Raw genomic sequence first — 26,958 nt, 5'->3', positions numbered from 1 at the left:
GGGATCTTTCTTGCCCGTGTGTGTCCCATATCGAACGTGAGACAAAATGCTGAGAACCTGCACAAATTGCTCTGGGAAGGGTTCGGCCAGATACTGGCAGACATTGTCGTAGGCCATGTCCAAGGTTAACGTCCACCGACAGTGATCGAATCTACCTTGATGTGGGGCTGCCCGACGGTGACGTAGATGTTGCCACTGACAGAGCCACAAAACCCGGCTGCCAAACTGAGGTCTTTGGAACACATGGAAATTTTGGTCATGATGTCTTTGGCTTCACCAATCAGGGTGGCTCCCTTGAGGGGCTTGGTGACTTTGCCGTTTTCGATGAGGTATGCCTCTTCTACCCCGAAGTTAAATTGTCCAGTCGGCCCCACACTGCCGCCACCCATACGCTTGCAGTAAATGCCTTTGTCGATGGAGGCAAACAGATCCTCTAGCTCCGCATCTCCAGGGGCGATGTAGGTATTGCGCATGCGACTGGCTGGAGCGAAGGTGTAGTTCTGGCGGCGACCACTGCCGGTGCGCGGATGGCCGGTGCGCATTGACCCGGCCCGATCCGAGAGGAAATTTTTCAAAATGCCCTTCTCGATCAACAGCGTTCGTTGCACCGGCATGCCTTCGTCGTCCACATCCAAGCTGCCAAAGGCACTTCCGGACATGCCCTCATCCCAGGCGGTTAGGTTTTTGTGGGCAATCTTCTGACCTTTTTTATCGGCAAAGGGAGTGGTTTTGCGTTCGATCTGGGTGGTTTCCAGCAGATGGCCACAGGCTTCGTGGAAGATCACCCCACCAAAAGCGCTGGCCATCACAATCGGGTAGGTACCCGATTCCACATAGTCGGCATAGAGCATCTGCCCAGCTGCTTCTGCTAGCTCTTCACTTTCGGCCTGGGCATTCCAAAGGCGCAAAAAGGCGGGATCCCCGGTGCTACCGGAGCGCTTGCTAATCGAAGCGCGATGGGATCCATCCGCACAGAGCAAAGTTGATCCCACTGATTGGGTGAGGCGCACATCCCGCACAAAGGTGCCATCGCTGCAGGCCACCATCATCTCTTGCCAATCGCGGAAGTAGGTGGAGCGGCGAGACTGCACGTGTTGGGCCTGTCGGCGGAGGTGGTCGTTGGCCCCAAGTAAAATCTCTCCCATTTCCGCGATGGAGCTACAGTCGCTGAGCCAGGTTTCTTTCTGGCGGTGTTCGGCGTAGTCCTGCAACATCTGCAAGTTGACCGCAGAGACCAACGCTGTCGGACCAGGGGGAGTGAGGCCCATCAGCAGTAGACCTTTCTCTAGGGCGGCTTTTAACCCCGCAAAAGAAAGATCATTGGTGCTGACGTAGCAATCCGCTTGGCCCCGAAACACCCGTACCCCTGCTCCGGTCGACAACCGCGGGGTAATGCTAGTGATGGCATCATCTTCAGCCAAACAACTGATGTAGTTGCCCCGCTCCAGAAAAATCTCCACCAAATCTGCTCCGGCGGCTCGCCCCCAACCCAACAGCGTCGAAAGGGGATCCCGCCAGTCCTGATCGAAGCGCTGCGCGGTAGGGCGGTAATTCAGGGAAGGCAGTTCTCTAGACAATAACAGCATGGCAAGCCTAAGGGAGGAAGAGGGCAAGGATACGAGGCAGGCTGGTTAGTGGCCAGCACGGGAAAAACGGGATCCCTTGTGTTCACCAGTTTAACAAGATGTAAAGGTTCACCCCCGAGCAAGGGATTGGCCTTGCGACTTGACAAGCGTAGGGGGGCAACCGAAGATCGCTGCACAAGGGAACCAAAACTTGCAATGGCTGCCAAAAAGACACCCTCGGAGATTCAACCCAGCCTATTTGGGGATGAGCCCGAACCGCTTATCCCTGTCGAAAACACGGTTCCCCAACCGGAGCAGATCCCGTTGTCGGGCCAAGTGCCGATCCCGCCCGGTACCTACACCCATCTGGAGCAACTTAAACAACATTGTTTGGTCTGTCAGCGCTGTGAGTTGGCTGCGGGTCGCACCCATGTGGTGGTGCAGCGGGGTAACCCACAAGCCAAGATCCTGATCATTGGGGAAGGACCAGGGGAAAACGAAGACCTGCAAGGGCTACCCTTTGTGGGCAAATCGGGACAATTGCTGGATAAAATCCTCGCTTCTGTCGGGTTGGATCCCGAGCGCGACACCTACATCTGCAATGCGGTGAAGTGTCGCCCCCCCAACAACCGTGTGCCCACTGCCGAGGAAATGGAGGCCTGTCGGCCCTACCTGCTAGAACAAATTCGGCTGGTGGATCCTGCCATTATTTTGCTGACCGGGGCAACCTCCGTCCGTTCGATTTTGGGGGATAAACGCGGCATTACCAAGATTCGGGGGGAATGGGTGCGGTGGCAGGGGCGTTGGTGTATGCCGATTTTTCACCCGGCCTATCTGTTGCGCAATCAAGCTCGTACCCCTGGTAGCCCCAAGTGGTTGATGTGGCAGGATATTCAAGCTGTCAAACAAAAATATGTGGAACTGACCGGCGCAACTGGCTCAGAAGAGGAACTAGAGTTTTAAGGGATCCCCTCCATGCTTGCCCCCAGCCCGGCCCAATTACCATCGAACACCTCTGCTTTCGCGTCCCCCCTGGTGGCCAAGGGGAATTTCTCAGGCAGGATGAGCAGATTTGGGGATCCCCTCTCCGCAATCACCCCGGTTTTTTGCGTAAGGAAACTTGGTTAGACGGGGAGGATCCCGAGCTAATCCACATCATCATCCACTGGGCAAGCCGTGCCGATTGGAAGGCCTTCCCCCCCGAAAAGGTTGAGGCCTTGGATCGATCCATGCAGCCGTTCTATCTCCGCCTAGAGCAGGCTAAGGAGTATCAGCTGTGGGCATGAGAGTGTGTCTTGGGGAGGCACTCATCCCAGAGCAGTGTCAGGATACGTTCCCCCACTCAAAATCCGCAAAGATGCTCAAACTAGACAGGCCGATCCGCCTCAAAAGCTACCTCTGAAGCCGTTGAGTCAGCCATGTGGGGGCCCACCGCCCGCTCCTGTTCCACCAACTCCCGCAAATTGGGGAGTGTGACGGCCAGGGCCCCATCTCGTCGCTGTAAGCCAGCTTCAAAGCTTTCAGGTGTGACAATACCGCCGGAAATGAGCATCTTGAAGGCATCCTCCACCGGCATGAACACCTCGACCGTTTGTTCCTCCGGCACGATGGCATACCAGCCCGTGGTGGGGTTAGGTGTGGTGGGCACAAAAAGACTAAGGCAGCGCTGCGGTCCATCGGGACGAATGGGAGTCTGTACCACACCGGTAACAAAAGCCAAAACCCAAATGCCGGGGCGGGGATATTCCACTAGCACCACTCGTCGGAAGCGCTGATTGTTGGGGGCAAATAGAACACTCAGGAGCTGCTTCAGAGTTTTATACACCAGGCCCGCGACCGGGATGGCGTGCAGCAGTTGTTCGCTAAGACTCAGCAGCCACTGGCCGACGATGTTGCGGGCCATAAACCCGATCAACAGGATGAACAGGATCGGGGTAAACAAGCCCACCCCCAGATCGATCAAGTTGATCAAAATCGGGTGCAGTCCCTGGATCGGGTTAAATTGCTTGGGAATGCTGGTGAGAAAGCCAATACTCCAGGTGGCTACCTCCACCGTCAGCCAAATTGTGGTCGCCAACGGGATCACCACCAGCAACCCTGCCACAAAATAGTTTTTGAGATGCTGCTTCCAGTGTGAAACCATGGTGAGGTTGTTCCGGTGAGTCAAGTAGGGAAGATACAGCGAAGCGGTGCAAGTGAGGCTTGCAGATGGCAACCATGATATCCGGCTTCTGCCTCTGCCCTCATGCGTATAAGCCGCAACTTGCCTGTGGAAAAGTGGAGCTGCTGAAAAGTACAGGTTCCAAAACTTCCCCAAGGCCAATAATGTTATCTTAGGTCGATATAAAATTTTGTAAAGACAGGGATCCCGCCTGGAGGCTCTGTCTGCCAAACAGATAGATTTCTGCTGGATGCTGCGCGAGGCCCTATGTCTGAATCCGATTGGTTAGAGCATACCTGTCAGGTGGAGGTACCTGTTTCAATCGAGCGGGTTTGGGATTTGTGGGCCGATCTCTCCCTCATGCCTCGTTGGATGAAGTGGATCCGTTCTGTGGAACTGTTGGATGAGGAGCTGTCCCGTTGGACGCTGGACACGCGCGGCCTCACCTTCAGTTGGATCTCCTGTACCCATACGGTGGTGAAACACCAGCACATCGGCTGGAACTCGGTGGAAGGCTTACCCAATCGCGGCGCCCTGCGGTTTTATGATCGCAAGGGCAGCACCATCGTCAAGCTGTCGGTCTCTTACATGATTCCGGGGATTATTGGCAAAATCTTGGATGGGTTGTTTGTGGGCAAAGTGGTGGAGAGCACAATTCAGGCGGATCTGGAACGCTTCAAAGCCTATGCCCTAGAGCATTCGGAGCCTACCGCCGAGAATGCCTCGGCCAGTTGATCCCCTTTTTCCCTAACCCTACTTTTCTCTGACCCCCGAGGCTTGTCTCATGTTGGATCCCTCGCTTGAGCCTATGGCGGCTATCCCCCATCAGCCGGTGGATAACCGTAATATTCGCTTTTCTCTGGATCGGGCCGAACTGGATTTGGAGCAGTTGATCCCGCTGTTTAACCGTAATGCCTTTTGGGCGCAAAATCGGCAGCGGCAACAGATGGAGCAAGCTATTGCCCACAGCCATCCGGTGGTGAGCGTTTGGGATGGAGAACGCTTGATCGGCTTTGGGCGAGCCACTTCCGACGGGGTTTACCGGGCCGTGATCTGGGATATCGTCGTCGATCACGATTACCGTCGCCAAGGGATTGGGCGTAAGTTGGTGGAAACTTTGATCAGCCACCCACACCTGCAATCGGTGGAACGGGTTTACCTGTTCACTACCCACCAACAGGGCTTTTACGAACGGATTGGCTTTGTGGAAAATACCAGCACCACGCTGGTTCTGCACGGACGCTCCCTAGAGTTTCTAACTCCAGCCACCGAAGAACAGCAGGCCTGAACCCCAGGGATCTCTGCGGGCTAGAACATGGGTTGACGGCAAAAAGTGTATCTTGAACAACAGTTGGTTCGGCCTCAAGCGGAGGACGCGCTAGCTTGAAAGCAAGGATCGGTATGTCTATGACCAATCGCCTCGCCACGAGCCCCAGCCTCTATTTGCGCAAGCACGCCGAGAACCCGGTGGATTGGTGGCCTTGGATCCCGGAGGCTTTGGAAACAGCTCGCGCTGAAGATAAGCCGATCTTTCTGTCGATTGGGTATTCCAGTTGCCATTGGTGCACCGTCATGGAGGGGGAGGCTTTCTCCAACCCCGACATTGCCGCCTATTTGAATGCCCATTTTTTGCCCATCAAAGTGGATCGGGAGGAACGCCCTGACCTCGACAGCATCTACATGCAAACGTTGCAATTGATGACTGGGCAAGGGGGGTGGCCCCTGAATGTGTTTCTCACTCCAACCGACTTGGTGCCCTTTTATGCAGGTACCTATTTCCCGGTGGAGCCGCGCTTTGGCCGTCCGGGGTTCCTGGCCTTGCTACAACGAATCCAGCAGTTTTACCGGCAGGAAAAAGACAAGATTGAAGACATGAAGGGCCAAATTTTGGCGGCTCTCACCACCATCAGCGAGTTGGTACCTGAAGAGACTGTTCCTACAGATTTGCTGCGCTCCGGGATCCAAAAAATTCAGCCTTTGGTGTCGAATGCTGGGGCTGTGCAACAGTTCCCGATGATGCCCTATGCTCAGCTGGTGTTGCGCTCGGCACGATTTGATCCGTCCGAGGGGATCCCGGGTTCAACAACTGCTCTGGAGCGGACCAGAGAACGGGGGATGGCCCTGGTCTTAGGAGGAATTTTTGATCACGTGGCAGGTGGATTTCACCGCTATACTGTCGATGCCAACTGGACTGTGCCCCACTTCGAAAAGATGCTCTACGACAATGGGCAGATCGTGGAATTTCTCTCGGATTTGTGGGCGCAAGGGATCCAAGATGCGGCCATTCAACGGGCGGTGCAGCTGACAATCGATTGGTTGGCACGGGAGATGACAGCCCCCGCCGGTTATTTCTACGCCGCCCAGGATGCGGATAGCTTTGTCAAACCTGAAGATCAGGAGCCGGAAGAAGGGGAATTTTACGTTTGGCGGTGGCAGGAGTTGCAGGATCTGCTGGGGGATGAGGGCTTCCGGGCTCTGCAACAGGCTTTTGATCTGTCGCCAGGGGGGAACTTCCGGGATCGACCGGGCTATATCGTTTTGCAGCGCAAGGAAGGAGGAGAACTGCCGGAGGCGGTGGAAACGGCTTTGCGAACCCGGCTGTTTCAAGCTCGTTACGGCCCACAAGAGGAGGGCCACTGGTCTCCTTTTCCGCCGGCTGTGGATGCCCAATCGGCTCGCCTACACCCCTGGCCGGGGCGGATCCCGCCAGTGACCGATACGAAGATGATCGTGTCTTGGAATGGCCTGATGATTTCGGGCTTGGCACGGGCCTCTCAGGTGTTTGGCCGGGAGGAGTATTTGCAATTGGCACTGCGAGCGGCTCAATTTATCCTCAAGCAGCAACGGCACCCGGAAACGGGATCCCTGCTACGGGTGAACTACGACGGCACAGCCGAGGTTCCGGCCAAGTCGGAAGATTATGCGCTGCTGATCAAGGCGCTGCTGGATCTTCATCAAGCCTGCCTGCCGCTGGTGGGGGATCCCTCTGCGGAGTACTGGTTAGAAGCTGCCATCAATCTGCAACGGGAAATGGACAGCCAACTGTGGGATACCGTGGCGGGGGGCTATTTTGTCAGCGATCCCCAGAGTGCCCCCGAACTCTTGGTGCGAGAAAAAGAATTTCAGGACAACGCTACCCCTGCCGCCAATGGGATCGCCATCGCCAATCTGGCCCGCCTCAGTGCTGTGACGGGGGATCCCGATTATCTGGAGCGCGCTGAAGCAAGCTTGAAAACCTTTGGCCACATGATGAGCACCCAACCCCGCTCTTGTCCCAGCCTGTTTACGGGGTTGGATTGGTATGTCAATTGGATCAAAGTAACTCTGGCAGCGGAGCATATTCCCACGTTTCAGCGGCAGTCTTGGCCCACTACTGCCTTTACTCTACCCACGGAAGCCGATCCTCTGCCCGATGGGGCTGTGGGGTTGGTATGTTGGGGCACCAAGTGCCTGGCTCCCGCCCATTCCCCGGAGCAGGTACAATCGCAGCTCAGCAAAGGCCAAAACCGAGCTTGATCAGGTGTTCAGGGATCCCTCTACCCCGAAAAACTCAATGCGGTAGCTCTGGATTTGGGTGCCGGTTTGTTGCTCCACCTGGGCCAATAACTCGGGGGGCAAATGGACATCCACATCCAAAATGCGGTCGCTATCTAGGCAATTGACATGGCTGTGGGGATGGGTACGGTTGCCGTAGCGGCGTCCTTCCGCTCGATCTAAACACTCGACAACGTTATGGCTAGCCAGAGCTTCCAGGTTTTGATAAACAGAAGTGTGGCCGATCGGTTTGCCCTGCTGATTGAGGCGATCATAAATTTCACGGGCAGAGAGGTGCTCACCACATTGCCACAACAGCTCCAGAATGTACCGACGCTGTCGGCTCAGACGCAAATTACATTCGCGACAACGATCCAGAGCAGCTTCTAGAGAATCCAGTGGGCGAGGCATGGGTTAACCTCAAATCATACTAAGTCTGAGATAGGAAATTACCTATTAGTTCTAAGCTAGCATTGAAACTCAGAGATAAACATACCTTAATATGTCGAAACCTGCTGGCTCCGGATTCTCTTAGGCGTTGAGTTTCTCAGAGAGAAACGATTCTGACACCTATCAACACAGCTTTTTCCCGCACCTCCTGTGGCGGGACGAAGTTCTTTACCCAGTCCAAACTTGCCTACCACCGCTGTTCGATTCGCCAGGTCGAGATTCATTTTCTACAATACCCCTGGAGAGTTGGGGCAATCAGGCCAATGCAACGGCGCAAATTGATGCTGGGTATGTTGGGGTTAGCCAGCAGCAGTGGATTGGCAGGGATCTATCTGGCCAGTCGGCAGCAGTCTTCGCCTGTACCGTTGGCCCAAGTGACGGGATCCCCGGCTCCGCCCCCACCCACCCCCGTCCCCACCGCCATCGTAGTTGCCCACCCTGCTGCCCCCAATGGTCTGTTTATTCCTCCCCGACGGGATCTGCGCCTGTTGGTGATCAGCGATATGAATGCAGCCTACGGCTCGGTGGAATATGACCCAGAAGTGGAGCGAGGCATTGGCCTCATCCCCCATTTTCAGCCGGATATTGTCTTGGGGGGAGGGGATATGGTGGCGGGACAGGATCCCCGCCTTTCGGAAGAGCGCATCCGGGCCATGTGGGCGGCCTTTGACCGACATGTGGCAGGCCCAATTCGAGAGGCAAAACTTCCCTATGGCTTTACCCTGGGCAATCACGATGCCTCTTGTGCCCGTTCCACACGGGGAGGGTTTCTCTTTCAGCAAGAACGGGATCTAGCCCGCGAATTTTGGAACGACCCGGCCCATGATCCGGGCCTAACCTTTGTGGATCGCGGCGATTTTCCCTTCTACTACACCTTTGAAAAAGAGGATGTGTTTTACCTAACGTGGGATGCCACTTGTAACTTCATCCCTCCCGAACAGATGGAATGGGCTGAGGCGGCATTGGCCAGCGAACGGGCTCAAGCGGCCAAACTGCGCATCGTCATTGGGCACCTGCCCCTCTACGCCATCACCGTCGGACGCAACGATCCCGGAGAAGTGCTGCTTGAGGCCGATGCCAAGCGAGCCCTGCTGGAGAAGTATCGCGTTCACACCTACATCAGCGGCCACCACCACGGCTACTACCCCGGCCACAAGGGGCAACTGCAACTGCTCCATTGCGGCATTCTTGGCTCTGGCCCCCGCCCCCTCCTGGATAGCCCCCTACCCCCCCGCAAGACCATCACCCTAGTAGATGTGGATTTTGCCACCCCGGACATCACCTACTACACCACCTATCACATGCGGGATCTAAGCGTGATCCAGCAGGCGGAACTGCCCCGTTTCATCACCGGACATAACGGCTTGGTGCTGCGTCGAGATGTGAATTGGGATGCCCTTAGCCCCGAGGAAATCGCCACCTGTCAGGGGCGCATCGGATCCCTATGTCGGGACTAGCAGGAGCTCACAACGGTTCTAAATCCGTAAAAGACTGATAAGCCTTTTGGGGATGGTAGAGGTGACACTGTTGCACGATATCTCGCATCAAAGCCCAGGAAAAGCGCCGTTTTTGCAGATGGGATCCCCAATTTTCTTCCAGACTCTGTTGTGCCAATCGCAAATGGTAGGAGGGAATAGCCACTGAAATATGGTGGGGAATGTGTACATTGATGTCGTGGCAGAGAAACTCCACCCAGCCGGGATAATCACAATGAACGGTGCCCGTCAGTTGTGCTGTAGCGGCATTCCAGCGCTCGGCGGGTTGGAACGGGATCCCGGCATCGGTGTGGTGAACCAGGGTGAAAGTGCTCATCCAAAAGTGATAAACCAGCCAGGGCAGCAACCAAAACTTGATCACACCCCACCATCCTGTCCAATAGAAGAGCAGCGGGAAAAAGACCAAGGCAAACCCCAAACACACAACGATGGACAATCGGGCCTTGGGGCGTTCTGGCTGGGAAAACTGGCGTAAGTCAAAGTGCAGGGTTAGCCAATGAATGATGGATCCCGTCCACCAGAAGTAGCCTCGCAATCCCCGATACAGCGCCCGTATCGCCGGCACACTGGCCAAGAAAGCATCCTCCGTCCAGGGTTCCCAGGCATTGTCTTGCTTTAATTGATTGGTAAAGCGATGATGGCGGTTGTGCAAAATGCGCCAGGGATGAAAGGGATAAATCAGGGGCAACATAAGCAGATGCCCCACCCAATCATTGACCCAGCGGCGTTTGGCAAAAGAGCGATGTCCGCAGTCGTGGGCCAGCACAAACAGCCCGGTTAACGCCGTACCCGTCCAGATCCACGAGAAGGGCAGTAGGAAGCTGGGCAAAAAGGTGATGGCAGCATAGCCCAAAGCCACTGAGAACACACTGACTAGGACTGAGATCCAGGCTTGACGACGATTTTTTTCAAAGCACTGGCGGGGTAATGTCTTGAGAATGGTGCTGAGGTTGTCCGGGGGGGGTTGAGTATCGTGCTGCGCCAGAAAAAGCGGGGGCAAAGATAAGGTCATGAATTCGGATCCGTGTATCCAGAACGGAACTTAAAGAAGCTTTACAGTCATACCACGGGATGGGATCCAATCGATCAGGAGAAATGCTGTGCTTCTTGGAAAGCCTGCGGGTCAAGGGGTCTGCCGAACCTTAAAGTCTCAAGATCTCCCGGATGCCGAAGTAGAGGGCCAGCAGCACCAAAAACCCGCCGTACAGGCGTGTCAACAGGGGTGTAGACAGGCGCAGCGCCAATTTGCCCCCTAACACTGTGAAGGGGAACACCCCCAGCCCCAGCCAGAAGGTGGTGCCCCAATCGATATGCCCAAGGCTGCTATGCACCCCAATTTCTGGAATGGCCAACATCGCCACCGAAGCCAAAGAACTGGCCAAAGCGCCGCGCAAATCCAGCCCTACGGCTAGCTGGTAAAAGGGCACCAACACCAGGCCGCCGCCATTGGCGAGCACACCATTCAAAAAATTCAACAACAGGGAACCCACCGGGATCCGCTCTAGGTGCAGCTGCTTCTCTCCTGCGGTGGGTAGCAAACCCCGTAAACCGCTTAAGCCATACACCCCAATCCCCAAGATAAATACTGCCGTCAGCAGCATCAGCACCACCCCCGGCACGAACTTCGTCGTCCAGGCTCCCAAGGCCACCGCCGGGATCCCCCAAGCCACTGTCCGACCCACTACCTGCCAGTGGATCAAGCCTTGCTTTTGAAACGTGACCACCCCTCCCAACGCGCTAGGCAGCGTTAGAGGCAAAGGACTCGCCAAGGCCAAAAGGGCAGGCATTCCCAGCAGACGCAACAGGGGTGTGCCTAAAGAGCTACCCCCCAACCCAAACAAGCCGGCGCAGAAGCCGATCCCACAGCCCACTAAAAAGGTTAACCACCAGGTCACAACGCCACCAATCGCACAGCTCTGCTTTGACGGTAAAGGGGTTAATTCATAAGAGCAAATAGTTTTTTTTCTAAAAACGATAAATTGAGGTGATGAAGCTGGGCGACACCGATGACTTTGGAACAATTACGTATCTTTTTGGCCGTAGCCGAACATCTGCATTTCACCCGGGCCGCCGCTGCTCTCTACATCACGCAGCCTGCCGTCAGTGCCGCCATCCAAGCCCTGGAACGCAGCCACGGGATCCCGTTGTTTCACCGCCTGGGTCGTCGGGTGGAATTAACTGAAGCAGGACGTTGGCTCCAGAACCACGCCCAACAAATCCTTGACCAAGTACAACAACTTGAACAGGGGTTGCGGGAGCTCAATCATTTACAAGTGGGAGATCTGCACCTGGGGTCTAGCCTCACCATTGGCAACTACTGGCTGCCCTACCGCATTAGTACCTACAAGCAGCGCTATCCGGGCATTCGAGTTCATTGCACCCTGGCCAATACCGAAGCCATTTGCGAAGGAGTTCTACGGGGAGATTTTGATTTGGGTTTGGTGGAAGGGGTGGTGCGATCAGAAGATCAAACCCAACTGGAGCAGCGAATCATTGGGTGGGATCGCCTTTGCATCATCGTCGGGCCAGGACATCCTTGGTTCCATCGGCGGGAGGTTTCGATTGCCCAGCTGACGACAACCGACTGGATCATACGGGAACCGGGATCCGGCACTCAACAGCACTTTGAAGCCGCTCTAACGCAATGGGGGATCCCACCGGAGTCTCTATCGGTAATCTTGCGACTGCAAAGTGGGGAAATGGTGAAAGCTCTGGTGAGCCAGGGATCCGCTGCTGGCGCGATCTCGGAAATGATGATCCGCAATGAAGCCCGCCTGGGAGATTTGCAGGAGGTGTCCCTAGCCACTGGATCTGATGCTTTGCAACGTCCCTTTTTGCTGCTCAAACATCGACAGCGCTACCTCTCACGTGCCGCCCAGGCCTTTGAACAACTGGTTGATCCATCTTTTCCCCTATAAGCGGATATAAAAAGTGTAGAAACGACTGGATGAGGCGTACTGTCGTTCAGGCTCCTGATCACCTCTTCAGGCAGGGATCCCTACCAAGGCAATTCGGAGCCATCGTAGTGCCAATAGCGCCCCGTCAACTCGGGGGTGAGTTTTTCAATCACCTGAATCAACCCCGAGATCGATTCTGACGCAGTGAGCGGGGCATCCGGCCCACCCATATCCGTTTTCACCCAGCCGGGGCTGAGGGCGGCCAAAATGATCCCATCCGGGGCCAGCTCAATCGACATGTACTTGGTGAGCATGTTCAGCGCGGCTTTGCTGGCGGAATAGGCGTAGCCTCCCTTGACCAAAATGGGCTTGTGGGCAATTGAGCCGAGTAAGGAACTCATGTTGGCGACAATACTGGTGCCTGCTGCCTTGAGCAAGGGGTAAAACGCCTGGGTGACCATAACCGGCGCAACGGTATTGGTTTCCAGGATGCTCATGAAAGACTCTTTCTGGGTTTGGCCGAAGGTGAGCCATTCCCCTAGCCCGGCACAGTTGATCAAGATATCCAACTGGGGGGTTTTGGCTCCTACGACCGCCACAGCAGCTTGAATGGAAGCTTCATCCGTGACATCCAACGGCACCCACTCCACTTGGTCAGGGAAGTCAAAGGCCAGCTTGCTCAGAGCCTCCACCGCCTGGCGGGAAGCCGCAAAAACCCGATAGCTCTTGGCCAGCAGTTGCTTGACGTATTCCAACCCCAGCCCGCGGCTTGCCCCAGTGACCAGTACTGTTTTCATGGATGCCATTGCTTTGCAACATTAACGTGAGTGCTCGTGGATTCTAAGGCAGAGAGGATCCCTATTTTTGCAGTCTCTGTAACGAATACATCCCCAACAGGGGGCTTTGCACCCCCTCAAACACAGGGTTGAGGCGACCAGTTTTGTTGCCCCCGACCCGGCCAACAGCGCTGCTGGGATCCCACGGTTTCCACCTGCCAACCTGCTTCCGTCCAGGCCATTTCTAGGCGATAGCGCTTCCCCTGCACCGAGTCATCAGCCAAACCCTCAAGGGTTATCAGCATCTCAGCATTCTGGTCAGGTAAATAGCGAATGTGCAGAGACTCCCCTTGGCGACCTTCGGGTTCTTGTCGGTAGCGCTGCAACAACTGGATCCCTATCTGGGCCGGTTCGGATGCGTCAGAGAGGTCGTACTGCTCCTGAAAGACTTGCGGGTCAATCGGCGTGTATTCTGCCGAGTCTCGACAACCGGGCAACAGGAGCATCAACAAACCCAGCGATAGGTAGAGCTGTTGCGGGATCCCTATCCCTAAGCAGGAAGGTCTGGAAAGGTCATTCATGGGGCGGGAGTAAGCTCAGGGTCTTCACTATCCACAGAACTCTCGACAGGTTGAGGTTGGTTCGACTGGGCATAGAGCGCGGCCTGCTGCTCGATCTGCTCCCGAATTTGGGGTGGGGCCAAGCGGGCGGCCTGATCAAATAGCTCTGGCGCTTGTGCCCGTAGGTCTTCATCTGCCGCAGAACTGAGGGCCATGGCTTTGCCTAACACAGGCGTAAAATCGCTGGGATCCACCGCGATCATCTCGTCATAAAGGGCGATCGCCTGGTCAGTCTGGTTGTCACGGGCATAGACAAAGGCCAATCGTAGACGGGCATCATTGTCTTCCGGCACCTCCTTGAGGTGATTTTCCAACAGGGCGATAGCCTCTGAGTTGCGGCCCAAAATCATCTGAGTATTGGCGAGCTCCTCCAGAACCTGGCTGTTGCGGGGATCCTCTTCGTAGAGGATCTGAAGCTGCTCTAGCGCCCCTTCAAAGTCGCCGGTTTCCTGCTGGATTTGCGCCAAAAAGCCCCGCAGGCCTCGATCTTCAGGCTCTAGCTCCACCAACTTAAGCAGCGGCTCGATCGCCCCCTGTGGCTCGTTCAGTTGCAGTTGGGTGTTGATCAAGCCCTCCAAGGCAATACGGTTATCCGGCTCCCGTTCCAGCACGGCTCGATAGCCATCGGCCTCCGTTTGCAGTTGCTCGGTGATCAAGCTGGTATCTGCCGAACTGGAGGGCCCAAAGGCCTGCAACAGCGGGCCAAAGGAGAAACTGAGCAAGATCAGCGGGCCAATCACCAACACCAGGGTTTTAAATATTTTGCGGATCGGTGATTCTTCGGGTTTGGACTGAGGCATGAAAGGGCTCGCGCAGACTTTTCTGTACTCTATCATCTGAGTTGTGGCGGCCAGTTGAGGAAAAACGTATCCAAACCGGAGGCAGCTCCGTACTCGTTATTAGGTGTTCTTGAAAGTATCTTTTGCTAGCTCCAACTATGCAGATTACCTGTCGCCCTGACAACCTCGTATTTGAGGCCGACCCCCTACGCAGCGTCTTAGAGAACTTGCTCGATGCGGGGGTACGCCATGCCCATGCCTGTGGAGGAAATGCAGCCTGCTCCACCTGTCGCATCATGATCCTAGAAGGCAGTGAACATTGCCGCATCATGACCCCTGCCGAGAAAAAATTGGCGGAACGGCTGGATCTGCCTGTGCACATCCGGCTAGCCTGTCAAACTCGCATTACCGGGGATGTTACCCTACAGCGGTTGGTGATCGACAGTGAAGATGTAGAGGTGGCCCAACATCAATTGCGGGCTCATTCCATCGGTAGCCGAGTCCCAGCCGCCATCCTCAGCGCCTCCCTACGGGGAATGGCCACCTTCGACGAAGAACACTTTCCCTACGATATTGTCTATACCTTGGGCCGCTATTTCACCCAAATGGGTGCGCTTGTAAAGCAGTATCAGGGGGTATTGACCAGCCACAACGGCTTCAAAAGCCTGGCTCTTTTTGGCCTCAAGCATCCTCAGACAGCAGTACAACAAGCCCTGCAAACCGGGCTGGCCCTTCTAGAGTCGGTGGCGGATCTGAACACCACTCTGCGGGAACTCTCTTACCCAGAGGTCAACCTCACCCTCGGGATCCACTACGGGCCCACGATTTTGCTCAATATCGATCCTCAAGACCCACAGCGGGTTTCCGCCTTTGGCAAGTCGGTGAATTTTGCCACCTGGTTGGAGTCAGCCAATGTGGAGCTCAGTTCCCAGTTGCTGCTATCCACACCTGTGTATCAAGCGGTGAGGGAACAACTCTCACACGTGCAGGCGCACCCAGTGAAACCCTCTCCCAACGCCAAGCCCATTCGGGTTTATGCAGTACCTCCCGGACAGACCAATTTTCTCCCACATGAAGACTCGGCCACGGGATCCCCTTGGGCAGCCACACAGCCGACTGGATGGTTGGAAACGCTACGGGAATGGCTGCGGGCTTGGTCTCGTTTTTAGTGCCTTCTCTCCCCAATCATCGAGATATCCAACTTAGAGCGGATATATTCCCCGGCCCGTACAGGGGCATAGCGAGGGGGATTGCCTGCATCCTGGCAAGTGGGCAAGCATTCGATCCAAGCATCATCGCGGGGGGCCGTAAAATAAACTAAGGATAGACGGCGGCTCGCGCCGAAAGCCTCTCTGGGGGGGTTCACCACCCGGTGCACTGTAGAGCGCCAACGGTCATTTGTCCAACGGGCCAGCAAATCGCCAATGTTGATGACAAAGGAGTTGGGAACGGCCTGCACATCGATCCACTCCGCTGACTTGGAGTATATCTGTAGTCCCCCCGGTGCCCCATCTTGCCGCAGAAGGGTAAAGCCGCCGTAGTCGGAGTGAGCGCCGTAGCGCAATTGCCCTGGTCTCGGTTCCACCTCTTGTTCGGGATAATGCACCGCCCGCAGCACTCCCCCTTTCCCCTCCATAAAGGGCAGAAAATAGGTTTCTGGTAAGTCTAATGCCAGGGCGCTGATGCGCATTAAGGTTTCAGTGAGCCCCAGCAAGGCTGCATCGTAGGTGAGCAGGGCTGCCCGCAATCCCGCTGGATAGGTGGGCCAAAGGTTACCAGAGTCGGGATCCCATCCTGCCTGAGGCCGTTGCAGATCTTCCCGAAACAGGTCGTTAAATACCAGGGCTTCACAGAGATCGTGCTCCGCACGACCCGGAGGGTCACCGTAGGGAATTTCTGCTCCACGGGTAGCAGCCACACTTTCGATACCAATCGGTAGATACCCCCGATTTTTCACCCGATCTGGAATGGCCACCAGCATCTTCTGGTCTAGGGGCAGATCGTAGAAGGCCAGCACCTTGTCGTAAGCGGTTTGGATTATCTCCTCTGGGATCCCGTGGCCTGTAATGATCACAAACCCCACCTGCTCCAGGGCGGCCCCGAACGCCTTGGCTAGTCCCAGCGGATCTGTCCCTTCCCGAAAAGGGGTGATGTCCAAGCACGGGATCCCGCTCTGTTGAGGGAGAAGAGGCTGAAGGGAAGGGATTGGAGACATGGCCGACACAGAGGCAGTTACTCAGAACAGCTCCTACCCTAAAAGAGGGCTGGCCCCAAAGCTGTGTGAGCGGATACTCCCTCACTACCCCTCTTATCGAAAAAGCTAAAACAGCTAGCTGAACAACCTACGGGCCAACTGCCAGTGGGCTAAAGCCCCCACCCCCACTACCAACAGGATCATCCAAGCCAATTCCAGCAGCCATAGGTTGGGCAACCCCAGCGGCCAACGCACCAAATCCACCAAACTGGACAGGGGCAAAAAGCTGGCTACCCAGTTCAGGGCAACCGGCAGGTTATCTCGCGGGAAATAGGTGCCACACAACACGAACATCGGCACCACCAAGGTGAAGATCGGCACGTTCACCTGATCCACCGTCACCACTAGCCCTGCTGTCAGCAATCCCATGGCAGCGAACACCAAGCTTCCCAAGGCCAAAATCGGCAGGGATCCCAGCAACCCCTGCAGGGGATAAAGGCCAACCACCACCGTCACCAACCCGGTGACTATCCCGGAAATAAAGCCACGGGTAGCCGCCCAAAGCCAATCTCCCAAAAACACCTGGGTGTAGCTGAGAGGAGCGGTGAGAAGAGCATGCCAGGTGCGCTGATAGTTAAGGCGAATAAAGCTGCCGTAGGCTCCTTCAAAAAAAGCCTGGAAAAGGATGGCCACCGCGATCATCCCTGGTGCAATAAATTGCAGATAGGTGGCGGGCTGCCCCAAGTACACCAGCTCCCCCACCAAAGGGGTGAGGCCAAAACCAAATGCCAGCAGATAAACCAAAGGCTCGGTGACTGGGGGCAAAAAGTTCACCAGCCAGGTTTTGCGATACACCTCCGCATGGCGACGCCAAACAGAATAGATGCCCCAGGGATCCGGCAGAGCAAAGGGTTTCATGGGTTGAGCCAATAGAAGAGAGCAGCAGCGCCACTGCCTCAGTTGTACAGCACTTCCCTGCCCTTTCCGCGGTTGGATCCGACAGTTTTGACTGTCATTAGATGTAAATATACAGCCTTTTCCGACTTCATACAGGCTCTTGAGCTAGACAAAAAACTTGATGGAGCAAGGGATTGACGTGAATCTGCTGTATCAGATAAAGCTGGAAAAGGCTGTAAGGCTGGATGAACTTGATTTAAGTAGATTCGCTCATCAAAACCAAGCTATCGGAGCCAGAGACCACATGGCCTTCTGCTAGGGCTTGGCGCAATTGTCGTAGCCCCTGCAACTCCGTACTGCTATATTGCTGGCGCATTAACAGTACATCCAGATGCCGCTGCTGCCGATGAGTCAGCACCCGTGTTTGAAAGGCTTCGTCGATAATAGCCTGCATACTGTCCATGTGGAGATCCGCCCCAACTGTACTTTCAGTATGGAATTTGGGGTATCCTCTAGCCTTGGCGGTTGTACGGATATTGATCTAAGCGATTTGGCGTATTTTTCTGCAACTGCCCCCATGAAATGACGTAGAAACCCTTAGGCAGCGTAGGATGCCATGCGCGGTTCAGCCTGTACCTGCCCTCTGAGCAAGGCGAGGGTCAGTTGATCGATAGCATCCAGATCGGTTTGGCTGTAGAGCTGCTGCCAGAGCAGGTGGTTGATTTGGGATTCTTGCTCACGGGTCAAGTAAGCTCGCTGTAGAGCAGATTCGACAATCTGGCGGATAGACATGGCAGTGGTGGAACTCAACTGTCTCTATTGGACTCGATGGGAGTGGGGTGGGGCAGTGATATCGGTCAGCCTGTGATCCCGGTCAGGCTTGTGGCAACTATTCTGTGGGTCAGTAAATTGGGACAAGTGATAGGGCAGGGTCACTGGGCAGCTCCCTCCGCGGCCATATCCCTTCCGGGGCAGAACAGGCGGTGCTGCGTTTGACCCACATCAGTACAACCAAGAATCGGGCTATACCCCCTCAAGCTGTAACCGGGATCCGCGCCGGGCTTTCCCCCCGGTACACCTTTGCCCCGACATTGCGCAGCTTCTCATCGATGGCTTCGTAACCGCGATCGATGTAGTGCAATCCATGAATGGTGGAGGATCCCTCGGCGGCCAACCCGGCCAATACTAGGGCCGCGCCCGCCCGCAAATCGGTAGCCACTACCGGTGCAGCAGAAAACGAGGGCACCCCCCGGATCAAGGCCACACGGTTTTTCAGGCGAATATCTGCTCCCATGCGGTTCAGTTCGGGGATGTGGTGCATACGGTTTTCAAATACCGTTTCCTCGATGGTGCAACTGCCTTCACTGAGGGCCGCCAAAGCCATGATCGGCGCTTGTACATCGGTCGGAAAACCCGGATAGGGCAGCGTTTGTATATCTGTAGCCTGGCAGAGCCAACCGGATTCCAATTGGGCCGGGGCAATGCGCAGGCGGTTCGGGCCTTCTTCTTCCACCCGCAGCCCCATCACTTGCAATTTGGCGATCACCGCCCGCAGATGGTCGGGAATGACAGGGCCAATGGTCAGGTGAGAACGGGTAATGGCCCCGGCGATGAGATAGGTACTGGCCTCGATGCGATCGGGAATGACGGTGTATTCCGCGCCGTGCAGACGGGGTACCCCCACTACTACCAGAGTATTGGTGCCCACGCCGCGAATGCGGGCTCCCATCGCCTGACAAAAATGGGCCAAGTCTGCCACTTCCGGTTCTTGGGCGGCATTTTCGATCACCGTTTCCCCTTCCGCCAGAGTTGCCGCCATCATCAGGGTTTCGGTGGCACCGACGCTGGGATAGTCGAGGTAGATGCGGGTTCCCACCAACTTACGGGCACAGGCATGAACCACCCCATGTTCGATTTGGACGGTTGCTCCCAACGCCTGTAACCCACGCACATGCAGATCCACTGGACGGGATCCGATGGCACAACCACCTGGTAAAGGCACTCGCGCCACCCCCAAACGGGCTAACAACGGCCCAGTGATGAAGAAGCTAGCCCGCAACTGGCTGACCAATTCGTAGGGAGCTTGGGAGGTTTTAAGGGAGCTAGCATCCAGGTCGAGGGTATGACCAACATGGGAAACCTTAACCCCCAGTGTGGTCAGGATCTGCCCCATGCGCTCAATATCCAACAGGCGCGGCACATTCTGAATGCGACAGGCACCGGGGGCCAAAAGGGATCCCGCCATGAGTGCCAGAGCTGAGTTTTTTGCTCCGCCAACAGGAATATGGCCTTGTAAAGGGTGCTTGCCAGTGATGTGCAAAACGGGGCCAGCAGTTTCGGGCAGGGATCCGGTTCCAGCCAGGGTTGGCGACGGGACAAACCCTTCCATGATGTCTTTCAATCTTCCTCCTCACCCACAAAAAATGATCAACCATGATCATGATGATCAGGTACGCCCAAGGGGATCCCCTTGGAGAGAGAAGCAGCAGCCAAACGTGCTAATTGGAGCCTGGAGGAGGAAGGAAGAAAAGTGCTACTGACTTCGTCTCTATCTTACCGAAAGGGATGGGATTTGCAGCGGCTGCTTGTGGGGATTCACATCTACACAACCCCTGTACTGGGTAGAGGGAGATGGGCTCCGCTTTCAAGCTAGGCTCAGGGCAGCCTATTGAGTCCTGATCAAAACACCTGCGGGAAACCCGAAAGGAAACCGGATGAGTCTAAGCCGATTGGCGGAGGTGGGGTTGTGGCTGAGCAGCGGATCCCTGCTGTTTTTGAGTTTGTGGGTTGTAGTCCCTGCTCCGACCTTTGCTCTGTTGCCCCTGTCGATTGGGGTGCCGGAACTGAGCCCTGGCTTGTGGCTGTTGAATGGGGTGGTGTTGGTTTTGGCGATGCTCGGGATCCTGGCGGGTTTATCGGCGGGGCCATTGCTACTCGGACTCCTGGCACTAGGATTATTTTCGGTGCCGCTGCTGCAGGTTCCTATGACGGTGCGACAGGTGGAGCAGACCCTACAGCCTTTTGTCTCGGCTGCCCCTACTGCCCCGCCCAGACAGCCAATTCAATTGTGGGACAGTTTGGCTGGGATCCCACTCGATCCGATTCGGGAACCGCAAGAACAGGTGTTTGCCCAACCGGATGGGATCCCCCTCAAACTAAGGATCTACATGCCTCCGGTGCACTACCGCCACGATATGCCCCAGGGCCTTTACCCTGGGGTGTTGGTGATTTATGGGGGGGCTTGGCAACGGGGATCCCCGGAGGATAACGCCCTGTTTAACCACGCTTTGGCGGCCCAAGGCTACACGGTGATTGCCCTTGACTATCGCCATGCCCCCCGATACCGCTTTCCTACACAACTAGAAGATGTGCGAGCTGGGGTGCGCTTTGTGCAGGAACACGCCCAGGAATGGGGAGTGGATCCGGAACGGATGGCGGTGATGGGACGTTCTGCCGGGGGGCAGTTGGCCTTGATGTTGGCCTACCGTGCTGAACCCCAACCGACTCCTTTGCGAGCGGTGATCGTCTTGTATGGGCCGGTGGACTTGGCGGCAGGCTATGCGGATCCGCCTCGACCTGACCCTATCAATACCCGTGCGGTGCTGGAGGCGTTTTTGGGGGGATCCCCGGCAACCCGACCGGATCTGTACCGCCAGGCTTCTCCCATTCACCAGGTGCGTCCGCAGCTTCCGCCAACGCTGCTTATCTATGGTGGGCGGGATCATGTGGTGCAGCCCAAGTATGGGCAACTTTTGGCCGAGCGCTTGCAACAGATGGAGAACAAGGCCCTTTTGATCCGGATCCCGTGGGCCGATCACGCCTTTGATGCGGTACCCCGGGGCTTGAGCAGCCAAATGGCTCTCTACGCTACGGAGCGATTTTTGGCGTCTACCTTGAAGGTTCCTGCCCAAGAACCAAGCTAATTGCTCGCTGTCGCTCACCATCTCATATCCCACGGGTAAATCCGTCGGGGTTTACGGCAATTTCTCTCAGCGTGGGACGAAACAACAACTCAATATAATTGCGATAATGGGTGAGTTGATGCTTCATTTGCTGAGGCTCCTGCAAAACCCGGATCATAATGAAAGATCCTTCAAAAACAGACACCAACGCATCAGCCAGATCTTGAGCCTTGACGGGCAGCTGAGGGGGATAAAGCGCCATGACCTCCTCAAATTTTCGACCCAATTTTTCTCGCCAACGCAGCAGTGCGTGAGCTGAGAGTGCGCGGATTTCAGTATCCAAACCCTCAAACTCATAGACGTAAGAGGCATACAGACATCCTGCCCCCGGCTCAGAAATCTGTTCGGCTTCTTCAATAAACAGTCCCACCAAAATTAGCACCTGTTCCAAGGGATCCCGGCTGAGCTTTTCTGCCCGATCCAGTTGAGTATCCAAATGTGCGGCATCCTGGCTAGCGTAGCGCTCCACTAAGGCTTTTGCCAGTTCCGCCTTGCTCTTAAAGTGATAAAAAAAAGCTCCTTTGGTAATCCCAGCTTTTTCCAAAACCATGTCTATGGAAGTACCTGCCAGTCCATACCCCAGCACCAACTGATGAGCTGCATCCAAGATGCTGTTTTTGGTTTGAGCGCCATTTTTTGCCATGGGTCAATTTCTCACTTTTGAGTTCGCCAATCAATATTTTTTGAAAGATCAGCCACTGATTGACAATCTCACACCTGCAATCTAGAGCTTGGGGTGCTGGATCCGGATGGAACGCACAACTCGCCCCCTCAGGCCGGGAGCGCTCCTAGGCCCAACAGGGATCCCCTAGAACTTACTCTACCATGAAAACCATCTAGTCTGTTCAAGGTGAGTCTTCTGCCCGACAAGGTCATCCATATCCAAAACCCTTTCTGGAAAGAGTTTAAGAGGCACGATTTACATTTCTTCATCAAAAAGCCTTGATCTCACGGGGGGGATCCAGATACTATACAAACCAGTTTGTATAAAAAACTTCTCGCTCACCCCTTGGCTCCGCGCCGCATTGCCATCAATGGCCGTTCTGGCGTGTATCGCTATGGGTTTGTGTGCTACCGAAGCTCTGAGTAAGCTCTTTGCTCCTCACGAAAACTCAATGCCCTTCACAGGCATCAAGGCTCAGAAAATTCGCAGTCCGGTTTCATCCATCCAAACAGGAGAGTCAATATGTCGGATACTCAAGTTGCTTTTGCTCAAGAGAAAGCAGAAGCCTTTGCGGAACATACTCTCAATGCGCTCAATCACGCAGCTTTAGTATTGATGATGTCTGTTGGCCATCAAACTCGGCTATTTGACATTATGGGATCCCTACCCAAATCCACCAGTCAACAGATTGCAGAGGCTGCCAACTTGCAAGAACGTTATGTACGGGAATGGTTGAATGCTTTGGTGACGGCTCGAGTCATTGAGTATGAAAGCTCTGGGCACACTTATTTTCTGCCTCCAGAACATGCTGCGTTTCTCACTCGTGCTGCTGGAGCTGCTAACTTTGCCACCTATGCCCAATATATTCCTGTCTTGGCCTCAGTTGAAGACAAGATCGTGAATTGCTTCCATCAAGGGAGTGGTGTCAACTACTCAGAATATGGCCGTTTTCATCAGGTGATGGCCGAAGATAGCAATCTAAATATCGTGGAAGCTCTTGAAGAGCACATCTTGCCTTTGATCCCAGAAGTCCAAGCAACCCTGCAACAGGGTATTGATGTGTTAGATGTAGGGTGTGGGCGTGGCAAAGCCCTATTAAAAATGGCTCGTCTTTTCCCTAATAGTCGCTTTAAGGGGTATGACTTGAACTCAGATGCAATTGCGTTTGCCAATGCCGAGGCTGAACGATATCAGGTGACCAATGTTCACTATTTTGTCCAGGATACTACCCAGTTTAATGAACCTGATTCCTATGATTTTATCACCACTTTTGATGCTGTTCATGATCAGGCAAGACCCGATCAAGTTTTAAAAAATATCTGTCGCGCTCTGCGCCCAGATGGGGTCTACCTGATGCAAGACATCCGCGCTACCACTCAGGTAGATGGCAATATGGAGCACCCGCTTGCACCATTCCTCTATACGATTTCTTGTATGCACTGTATGTCGGTATCTTTGGCCGCAGGCGGAGTAGGCTTAGGAACCATGTGGGGACGTGAACAGGCTAAACAGTATCTCCAAGAGGCGGGGTTCACCTCGGTCATCCTCCACGAGTTGCCCCACGACATCATGAATGACTACTACGTGATTCGGAAAAACTAAAGGTTCTAGCCATGTGTCAGTTGTGTGCCATCGGATCCCTACTCGCGAAAAAAGCTGGGTCGGGATCCCTTTCTTCTGTCAAATCATTTACCCTTTATGTATCTAAGCCGTTGACGGATTTGGGAGCAGGCTCTCCTGTGAAATCTCCTACCTCCGCACCCACCGCCATTCCCAAAGGGTAAGCGCCTCCTAGTGTCGGCGAGTTTCCATCCAGTCGGTGCGTGACGGGTATGGATAGAGTTTTTTGTCAGCTCAAGCCTTTATTAAACCGGTTTGCAGGGGCAGTTGAGCTGCTGCTGCTGTATCCAGTAACCACAGCAACCGTCCCTGCGGTTTCACCGCCTGACAGGGCAAATGGGCTTCTGTCGTCAGCACTTCCTTGATAATGGCTGCTTTGTTTGCCCCAGTTACCAAAAATACCACCTGTGCCGCTTGGTTGAGAACAGGGTAGGTCAAGGTCAAACGGGGATCCTCATCCTTTTGCCCGACGGTTACCCAGCGATCCTGTACTGCAAGAGCGGTTGTGCCGGGAAACAAGGAAGCAGTATGGCCATCTTCCCCAATCCCGAGTAATACCAAGTCCAGTTGGGGCCAATCTCCGCTGAATAGCTGCTTGAGTTGGGCCTCGTACTGGCTGGCATCCTGGGCCGGATCCCCTGCCTGGGTAGGCATCGGGAAAACCTGGGCCTCTGGGATCTCGATTTGATCCAACATGGCTTCCTGCACCATGCGGTAGTTGCTATCGGGGTGATCGGGGGGAACGTAGCGCTCATCCCCCCAAAATAGCCAAGTTTGCTGCCAGAGGATCCCTGGGGTTTGCGCCAAGGCAACATATAGCTTCTTGGGGGTGCTTCCTCCTGCCAAGGCCACCGTGAAACGACCCCGTTCTTGGATCGCTGGGGCTGCACTCTGCTGCCAGATCTGGATGGCTCGCTGAATAAGAGCGGATCCCTCTGGGAAGATCTCCAATTGGAACCCCTGCATGCACCAACCCCTTGTCGCAGATCCCCGCCAATGACCCTCCAAGTCATCTGGAGGACGATTAGCCTACTCGCACCAATGTAGCTGCAAAAGGGATCCCTGGGGTGAGAATTAGGAGGCTACCGCTAGCTCTTTCTCTTCTGCCCGAATTTGCTCATAAACGGAGCGCAGCTTCAGACCCACCAACACCTGAATCAGGCCAGAGCCATTGCGGGATCCCGGATATTCTGGGTGTTTGCGCAACAGTTCTGTCAGCTCACCATAGTAGTGGGTAGAGATGTTGCTCAGATGGTTCTCGATGTAGACTACTTCTTCCAGTTTGTCGAAGGTGCCGTCAATTTCCAAAATCGAAACGGGATGGTCGAAGTAGCTAGAAGGGCCATAATGTAGCCGAATACCAGGATAGGAGCAGGTCAGCTTCTTGCCGCAGGGGATCCAATCGATGGTGGAGCCTTCGTCGAACAGATAGGCATGGTCAAAGTAGTTCACCCCTTCCCGCTGCACCAGGCGCACCCGCAGTACCTTGTGTTCTTGATCCAGCTCCGGTAGCAGCCTCGTTGGCAATACTTCGATCACCGCATCGGCGTATTGCTTCTGCACATCGATATAGGCTTCAAAGTCGGGGCGGCGGGCCTCAATCGAGCGCAGCACATCCTCGTAGGTGTGGCCCCGTTCCGCCATATCCCGTTGCACTTTCCAGGCCACCTTAATCTCAGGGGCCAGATCCAAATACACCTTGAAATCCAGCAGCTCCCGCACCCGCTCGTCGTAGAGAGGATGCAAACCCTCCAGCACAATGATGCGATTCGGCTCTACCAATTCCGGCGGGTCGATCAGGCCGGTCTCGTGGTTGTAGATGGGCTTCATCACGCTCTGGCCGTTTTTCAGGGCCTTGGCCTGCTCGTACATCAGGTCGAAGTTGTTGGCGCGGGGATCCAGTGCCGTAATGCCCTTCTCTTTACGCTGATAGCGATCCAAGGAGTGGTAATCGTCCAGACAGATGCTCGTGATCAGATCCCGACCGAACAGATCCCCCAGCCGCCGCAAAAACGTCGATTTGCCGCAGCCAGAATCTCCGGCGACACCAATCATCACAACGCGATCAGGACTGCTTGCCATGAGAACTCCTTGGGGATGGACAGGGCAAAAATGAGGAAAATCGCTAAAAAAGTTACGCTCTGTTACGGTTCTGCATAATACCAAACTGAGCCGTTACACCACAACCCACCTGGGGCCGGAAAGGGGAACGCCTCAAAGAATAATTTAACAAAAAGTGCATATTTTCTGCCGCCGGATTGGGCTTCAGTAGCTCCTCTCGGGGTTCTGCTTCTCAGGATCGACCGATGGAGGCTGTCCCATCCCCATTCGTGCTCCTATCCCTCAGATCCGTTGTGGCAAAGAGGCTGCTAAGGTGTTTGCTATGGAATTTCCTCCCGATGCCAGGAGAAGATCGCAGTTATGGTTGCTAGCGCAGAAAAGCAAGAGATTGTTGTCAATCTGTATCGTCCTAACGCGCCCATGATCGGCCAATGTGTGGAGACCTACTCCATTGTGGGCGAAGGGGCACCCGGCTTGACCAAACATATCGTGCTGAGCTTGCCGGATCCAAAATACAAGTATCTGGAAGGCCAAAGCGTTGGCATTATCCCTCCTGGCGAAGATGCCAAAGGCAAACCCCACAAGCCCCGTCTCTACTCAATTGCCTCTACCCGATTTGGGGATGATGGGGAAGGGCGTACGGTTTCTCTGAGTGTGAAACGGGCTGAACATGTGGACAAAGACACGGGTGAGCCAGGGGTTGGTGTTTGCTCAGGGTTTCTCACCGATCTGAAAGCGGGTGACGAGGTGATGATCACGGGGCCTGCCGGAAAAACCTTCCTGCTGCCGGAAGATGAGAATGCCAACCTGATCTTGATCGCTACGGGCACCGGCATTGCTCCTTTCCGCGCCTTCATCAAGCACCTGTTCGAGGAGGATCCCAGCTACAAGGGCAACATTTGGCTGTTCTTTGGCGTACCCACCTCCTCCACCTTGCTCTACCAAGGGGATCTCGAGGCTTGGAAAGCTCTGTACGGAGGGCGCTTCCGAGTGGATTACGCTATCAGCCGCGAACAGCAAACCGCCGATGGCAAAAAGATGTATGTGCAAAACCGCATGGCGGAATATGGCCCGGAATTGTGGGAAATGCTGCAAAAACCCAATACCTACACCTACATTTGCGGCCTCAAGGGCATGGAGGATGGCATCAATGGCTTCATGAGTCCCCTGGCAGAACAAGCCGGGCAGGACTGGAGCAAGTTCCAGAAAGAGCTGAAGAAAGCTGACAAATGGCACGAGGAAACCTACTGATGGTAGGAATCCCTTTTCTCTAGTTTCAAAT

Annotated in this window: 28 protein-coding genes; 12 read left to right on the top strand and 16 right to left on the bottom strand. The window is 55.0% G+C overall.

Translation table 11 applies throughout. The features are described 5' to 3' along the window. Positions 1 to 125: 125 nt before the first annotated feature. Positions 126 to 1,586, bottom strand: a complete 1,461-nt coding sequence (locus L1047_RS12015; RefSeq protein WP_235279212.1) for a TldD/PmbA family protein — start codon at positions 1,584 to 1,586, stop codon at positions 126 to 128. A 315-nt stretch (positions 1,587 to 1,901) separates the two neighbouring features. Here L1047_RS12015 and L1047_RS12010 point away from each other — a divergent pair, with 315 nt between their 5' ends. Both L1047_RS12010 and L1047_RS12005 read left to right on the top strand, forming a co-directional pair. Next, on the top strand, positions 1,902 to 2,528 hold the full coding sequence (locus L1047_RS12010) for a uracil-DNA glycosylase (protein WP_328286080.1): 627 nt from the start codon (positions 1,902 to 1,904) through the stop codon (positions 2,526 to 2,528). Continuing rightward, positions 2,438 to 2,851, top strand: coding sequence for a TIGR03792 family protein (locus L1047_RS12005; RefSeq protein ID WP_328286070.1), 414 nt, complete (start codon positions 2,438 to 2,440; stop codon positions 2,849 to 2,851). The genes L1047_RS12010 and L1047_RS12005 overlap by 91 nt, the downstream gene beginning before the upstream one ends. An 80-nt stretch (positions 2,852 to 2,931) precedes the next feature. On the opposite strand, the gene L1047_RS12000 is transcribed toward L1047_RS12005, so the two are convergent. Next, positions 2,932 to 3,708, bottom strand: coding sequence for a DUF502 domain-containing protein (locus tag L1047_RS12000; RefSeq protein ID WP_235279209.1), 777 nt, complete (start codon positions 3,706 to 3,708; stop codon positions 2,932 to 2,934). Positions 3,709 to 3,993: 285 nt separating this feature from the next. On the opposite strand from L1047_RS12000, the gene L1047_RS11995 reads away from it, so the two are divergent. From L1047_RS11995 to L1047_RS11985, 3 genes are all read left to right on the top strand, one after another. Next, the gene (locus tag L1047_RS11995) at positions 3,994 to 4,461 is read left to right on the top strand and encodes an SRPBCC family protein (RefSeq protein ID WP_235279208.1); all 468 of its coding nucleotides are present in this window, start codon (positions 3,994 to 3,996) and stop codon (positions 4,459 to 4,461) included. Between the two features lie 49 nt (positions 4,462 to 4,510). Continuing rightward, positions 4,511 to 5,014, top strand: a complete 504-nt coding sequence (locus tag L1047_RS11990) for a GNAT family N-acetyltransferase (protein WP_235279207.1) — start codon at positions 4,511 to 4,513, stop codon at positions 5,012 to 5,014. A 113-nt stretch (positions 5,015 to 5,127) separates the two neighbouring features. Continuing rightward, entirely contained in the window at positions 5,128 to 7,242 is a 2,115-nt protein-coding gene (locus L1047_RS11985; protein ID WP_328286069.1) for a thioredoxin domain-containing protein, read from the top strand. Here the strand turns inward: L1047_RS11985 and L1047_RS11980 are convergent, their stop codons facing one another. Beyond that, positions 7,243 to 7,671, bottom strand: coding sequence for a Fur family transcriptional regulator (locus tag L1047_RS11980; protein ID WP_235279206.1), 429 nt, complete (start codon positions 7,669 to 7,671; stop codon positions 7,243 to 7,245). Positions 7,672 to 7,973: 302 nt separating this feature from the next. On the opposite strand from L1047_RS11980, the gene L1047_RS11975 reads away from it, so the two are divergent. Next, complete coding sequence (locus L1047_RS11975; RefSeq protein ID WP_235279205.1) at positions 7,974 to 9,167, top strand: metallophosphoesterase family protein; 1,194 nt, start codon at positions 7,974 to 7,976, stop codon at positions 9,165 to 9,167. A gap of 7 nt (positions 9,168 to 9,174) precedes the next feature. Here L1047_RS11975 and L1047_RS11970 read toward each other — a convergent pair whose 3' ends face one another. Both L1047_RS11970 and L1047_RS11965 read right to left on the bottom strand, forming a co-directional pair. Next, the gene (locus L1047_RS11970) at positions 9,175 to 10,218 is read right to left on the bottom strand and encodes a fatty acid desaturase (RefSeq protein WP_235279204.1); all 1,044 of its coding nucleotides are present in this window, start codon (positions 10,216 to 10,218) and stop codon (positions 9,175 to 9,177) included. Between the two features lie 130 nt (positions 10,219 to 10,348). Then, positions 10,349 to 11,101, bottom strand: a complete 753-nt coding sequence (locus L1047_RS11965) for a sulfite exporter TauE/SafE family protein (protein WP_235279203.1) — start codon at positions 11,099 to 11,101, stop codon at positions 10,349 to 10,351. Positions 11,102 to 11,212: 111 nt separating this feature from the next. Between L1047_RS11965 and L1047_RS11960 the strand changes: the two genes are divergently transcribed. Further along, complete coding sequence (locus tag L1047_RS11960) at positions 11,213 to 12,124, top strand: LysR substrate-binding domain-containing protein (RefSeq protein ID WP_235279202.1); 912 nt, start codon at positions 11,213 to 11,215, stop codon at positions 12,122 to 12,124. Positions 12,125 to 12,204: 80 nt separating this feature from the next. On the opposite strand, the gene L1047_RS11955 is transcribed toward L1047_RS11960, so the two are convergent. The 3 genes from L1047_RS11955 to L1047_RS11945 form a co-directional block, all read right to left on the bottom strand. Further along, complete coding sequence (locus L1047_RS11955) at positions 12,205 to 12,900, bottom strand: SDR family oxidoreductase (RefSeq protein ID WP_235279201.1); 696 nt, start codon at positions 12,898 to 12,900, stop codon at positions 12,205 to 12,207. A 116-nt stretch (positions 12,901 to 13,016) separates the two neighbouring features. After that, positions 13,017 to 13,460 carry a hypothetical protein gene (locus tag L1047_RS11950; protein WP_235279200.1) on the bottom strand — a complete coding sequence of 148 codons (444 nt, stop codon included), beginning with the start codon at positions 13,458 to 13,460 and terminating at the stop codon, positions 13,017 to 13,019. Next, positions 13,457 to 14,299 carry a tetratricopeptide repeat protein gene (locus tag L1047_RS11945; RefSeq protein ID WP_235279199.1) on the bottom strand — a complete coding sequence of 281 codons (843 nt, stop codon included), beginning with the start codon at positions 14,297 to 14,299 and terminating at the stop codon, positions 13,457 to 13,459. The genes L1047_RS11950 and L1047_RS11945 overlap by 4 nt, the downstream gene beginning before the upstream one ends. 137 nt (positions 14,300 to 14,436) lie before the next feature. On the opposite strand from L1047_RS11945, the gene L1047_RS11940 reads away from it, so the two are divergent. Continuing rightward, positions 14,437 to 15,447, top strand: a complete 1,011-nt coding sequence (locus L1047_RS11940; RefSeq protein ID WP_235279198.1) for an adenylate/guanylate cyclase domain-containing protein — start codon at positions 14,437 to 14,439, stop codon at positions 15,445 to 15,447. Here L1047_RS11940 and L1047_RS11935 read toward each other — a convergent pair. The 5 genes from L1047_RS11935 to murA all read right to left on the bottom strand — a co-directional run bounded on the left by L1047_RS11935 (position 15,444) and on the right by murA (position 19,758). Beyond that, positions 15,444 to 16,436 (bottom strand): isopenicillin N synthase family dioxygenase, encoded by a 993-nt coding sequence (locus L1047_RS11935; protein WP_235279197.1) that lies wholly within the window; start codon positions 16,434 to 16,436, stop codon positions 15,444 to 15,446. The genes L1047_RS11940 and L1047_RS11935 overlap by 4 nt on opposite strands. 171 nt (positions 16,437 to 16,607) lie before the next feature. Continuing rightward, complete coding sequence (locus tag L1047_RS11930; protein WP_235279196.1) at positions 16,608 to 17,390, bottom strand: ABC transporter permease; 783 nt, start codon at positions 17,388 to 17,390, stop codon at positions 16,608 to 16,610. Between the two features lie 235 nt (positions 17,391 to 17,625). Then, positions 17,626 to 17,832, bottom strand: coding sequence for a hypothetical protein (locus L1047_RS11925; protein WP_235279195.1), 207 nt, complete (start codon positions 17,830 to 17,832; stop codon positions 17,626 to 17,628). 134 nt (positions 17,833 to 17,966) lie between these two features. Further along, the gene (locus L1047_RS11920; protein WP_235279194.1) at positions 17,967 to 18,179 is read right to left on the bottom strand and encodes a hypothetical protein; all 213 of its coding nucleotides are present in this window, start codon (positions 18,177 to 18,179) and stop codon (positions 17,967 to 17,969) included. 223 nt (positions 18,180 to 18,402) lie between these two features. Further along, the gene (gene murA, locus L1047_RS11915; RefSeq protein ID WP_235279664.1) at positions 18,403 to 19,758 is read right to left on the bottom strand and encodes a UDP-N-acetylglucosamine 1-carboxyvinyltransferase; all 1,356 of its coding nucleotides are present in this window, start codon (positions 19,756 to 19,758) and stop codon (positions 18,403 to 18,405) included. A gap of 325 nt (positions 19,759 to 20,083) precedes the next feature. Between murA and L1047_RS11910 the strand changes: the two genes are divergently transcribed. Next, positions 20,084 to 21,292 carry an alpha/beta hydrolase gene (locus L1047_RS11910; protein ID WP_235279193.1) on the top strand — a complete coding sequence of 403 codons (1,209 nt, stop codon included), beginning with the start codon at positions 20,084 to 20,086 and terminating at the stop codon, positions 21,290 to 21,292. A gap of 22 nt (positions 21,293 to 21,314) precedes the next feature. Here the strand turns inward: L1047_RS11910 and L1047_RS11905 are convergent, their stop codons facing one another. Continuing rightward, positions 21,315 to 21,974 (bottom strand): TetR/AcrR family transcriptional regulator, encoded by a 660-nt coding sequence (locus tag L1047_RS11905; RefSeq protein WP_235279192.1) that lies wholly within the window; start codon positions 21,972 to 21,974, stop codon positions 21,315 to 21,317. A 543-nt stretch (positions 21,975 to 22,517) separates the two neighbouring features. Between L1047_RS11905 and L1047_RS11900 the strand changes: the two genes are divergently transcribed. After that, the gene (locus tag L1047_RS11900) at positions 22,518 to 23,597 is read left to right on the top strand and encodes a class I SAM-dependent methyltransferase (protein WP_235279191.1); all 1,080 of its coding nucleotides are present in this window, start codon (positions 22,518 to 22,520) and stop codon (positions 23,595 to 23,597) included. A gap of 11 nt (positions 23,598 to 23,608) precedes the next feature. Next, entirely contained in the window at positions 23,609 to 23,779 is a 171-nt protein-coding gene (locus L1047_RS11895; RefSeq protein ID WP_235279190.1) for a hypothetical protein, read from the top strand. Between the two features lie 70 nt (positions 23,780 to 23,849). Here L1047_RS11895 and pgl read toward each other — a convergent pair whose 3' ends face one another. Together pgl and L1047_RS11885 are read right to left on the bottom strand one after the other, a co-directional pair. Further along, a complete protein-coding gene (pgl, locus tag L1047_RS11890) occupies positions 23,850 to 24,581 on the bottom strand; it encodes a 6-phosphogluconolactonase (RefSeq protein WP_235279189.1) in 732 nt (243 codons plus the stop codon). Positions 24,582 to 24,689: 108 nt separating this feature from the next. Next, positions 24,690 to 25,697, bottom strand: a complete 1,008-nt coding sequence (locus L1047_RS11885) for a phosphoribulokinase (protein WP_235279188.1) — start codon at positions 25,695 to 25,697, stop codon at positions 24,690 to 24,692. Between the two features lie 339 nt (positions 25,698 to 26,036). On the opposite strand from L1047_RS11885, the gene L1047_RS11880 reads away from it, so the two are divergent. Then, positions 26,037 to 26,927, top strand: a complete 891-nt coding sequence (locus tag L1047_RS11880; RefSeq protein ID WP_235279187.1) for a ferredoxin--NADP(+) reductase — start codon at positions 26,037 to 26,039, stop codon at positions 26,925 to 26,927. Positions 26,928 to 26,958: the final 31 nt, after the last annotated feature.

The organism is Synechococcus sp. Nb3U1 (assembly GCF_021533835.1).
Classification (GTDB): domain Bacteria; phylum Cyanobacteriota; class Cyanobacteriia; order Thermostichales; family Thermostichaceae; genus Thermostichus.
Note: the sequence above shows the minus strand (reverse complement) of the source record. Positions and strands in the feature narration are given on the sequence as shown.

Coding starts and splice junctions, on each gene's coding strand:
- L1047_RS12015 (WP_235279212.1), bottom strand. CDS start 1,586: ATGCTGTTATTGTCTAGAGAACTGCCTTCCCTGAATTACCGCCCTACC.
- L1047_RS12000 (WP_235279209.1), bottom strand. CDS start 3,708: ATGGTTTCACACTGGAAGCAGCATCTCAAAAACTATTTTGTGGCAGGG.
- L1047_RS11995 (WP_235279208.1), top strand. CDS start 3,994: ATGTCTGAATCCGATTGGTTAGAGCATACCTGTCAGGTGGAGGTACCT.
- L1047_RS11990 (WP_235279207.1), top strand. CDS start 4,511: ATGTTGGATCCCTCGCTTGAGCCTATGGCGGCTATCCCCCATCAGCCG.
- L1047_RS11985 (WP_328286069.1), top strand. CDS start 5,128: ATGTCTATGACCAATCGCCTCGCCACGAGCCCCAGCCTCTATTTGCGC.
- L1047_RS11980 (WP_235279206.1), bottom strand. CDS start 7,671: ATGCCTCGCCCACTGGATTCTCTAGAAGCTGCTCTGGATCGTTGTCGC.
- L1047_RS11975 (WP_235279205.1), top strand. CDS start 7,974: ATGCAACGGCGCAAATTGATGCTGGGTATGTTGGGGTTAGCCAGCAGC.
- L1047_RS11970 (WP_235279204.1), bottom strand. CDS start 10,218: ATGACCTTATCTTTGCCCCCGCTTTTTCTGGCGCAGCACGATACTCAA.
- L1047_RS11960 (WP_235279202.1), top strand. CDS start 11,213: ATGACTTTGGAACAATTACGTATCTTTTTGGCCGTAGCCGAACATCTG.
- L1047_RS11955 (WP_235279201.1), bottom strand. CDS start 12,900: ATGAAAACAGTACTGGTCACTGGGGCAAGCCGCGGGCTGGGGTTGGAA.
- L1047_RS11950 (WP_235279200.1), bottom strand. CDS start 13,460: ATGAATGACCTTTCCAGACCTTCCTGCTTAGGGATAGGGATCCCGCAA.
- L1047_RS11945 (WP_235279199.1), bottom strand. CDS start 14,299: ATGCCTCAGTCCAAACCCGAAGAATCACCGATCCGCAAAATATTTAAA.
- L1047_RS11940 (WP_235279198.1), top strand. CDS start 14,437: ATGCAGATTACCTGTCGCCCTGACAACCTCGTATTTGAGGCCGACCCC.
- L1047_RS11930 (WP_235279196.1), bottom strand. CDS start 17,390: ATGAAACCCTTTGCTCTGCCGGATCCCTGGGGCATCTATTCTGTTTGG.
- L1047_RS11925 (WP_235279195.1), bottom strand. CDS start 17,832: ATGGACAGTATGCAGGCTATTATCGACGAAGCCTTTCAAACACGGGTG.
- murA (WP_235279664.1), bottom strand. CDS start 19,758: ATGGAAGGGTTTGTCCCGTCGCCAACCCTGGCTGGAACCGGATCCCTG.
- L1047_RS11910 (WP_235279193.1), top strand. CDS start 20,084: ATGAGTCTAAGCCGATTGGCGGAGGTGGGGTTGTGGCTGAGCAGCGGA.
- L1047_RS11905 (WP_235279192.1), bottom strand. CDS start 21,974: ATGGCAAAAAATGGCGCTCAAACCAAAAACAGCATCTTGGATGCAGCT.
- L1047_RS11900 (WP_235279191.1), top strand. CDS start 22,518: ATGTCGGATACTCAAGTTGCTTTTGCTCAAGAGAAAGCAGAAGCCTTT.
- L1047_RS11895 (WP_235279190.1), top strand. CDS start 23,609: ATGTGTCAGTTGTGTGCCATCGGATCCCTACTCGCGAAAAAAGCTGGG.
- pgl (WP_235279189.1), bottom strand. CDS start 24,581: ATGCAGGGGTTCCAATTGGAGATCTTCCCAGAGGGATCCGCTCTTATT.
- L1047_RS11885 (WP_235279188.1), bottom strand. CDS start 25,697: ATGGCAAGCAGTCCTGATCGCGTTGTGATGATTGGTGTCGCCGGAGAT.
- L1047_RS11880 (WP_235279187.1), top strand. CDS start 26,037: ATGGTTGCTAGCGCAGAAAAGCAAGAGATTGTTGTCAATCTGTATCGT.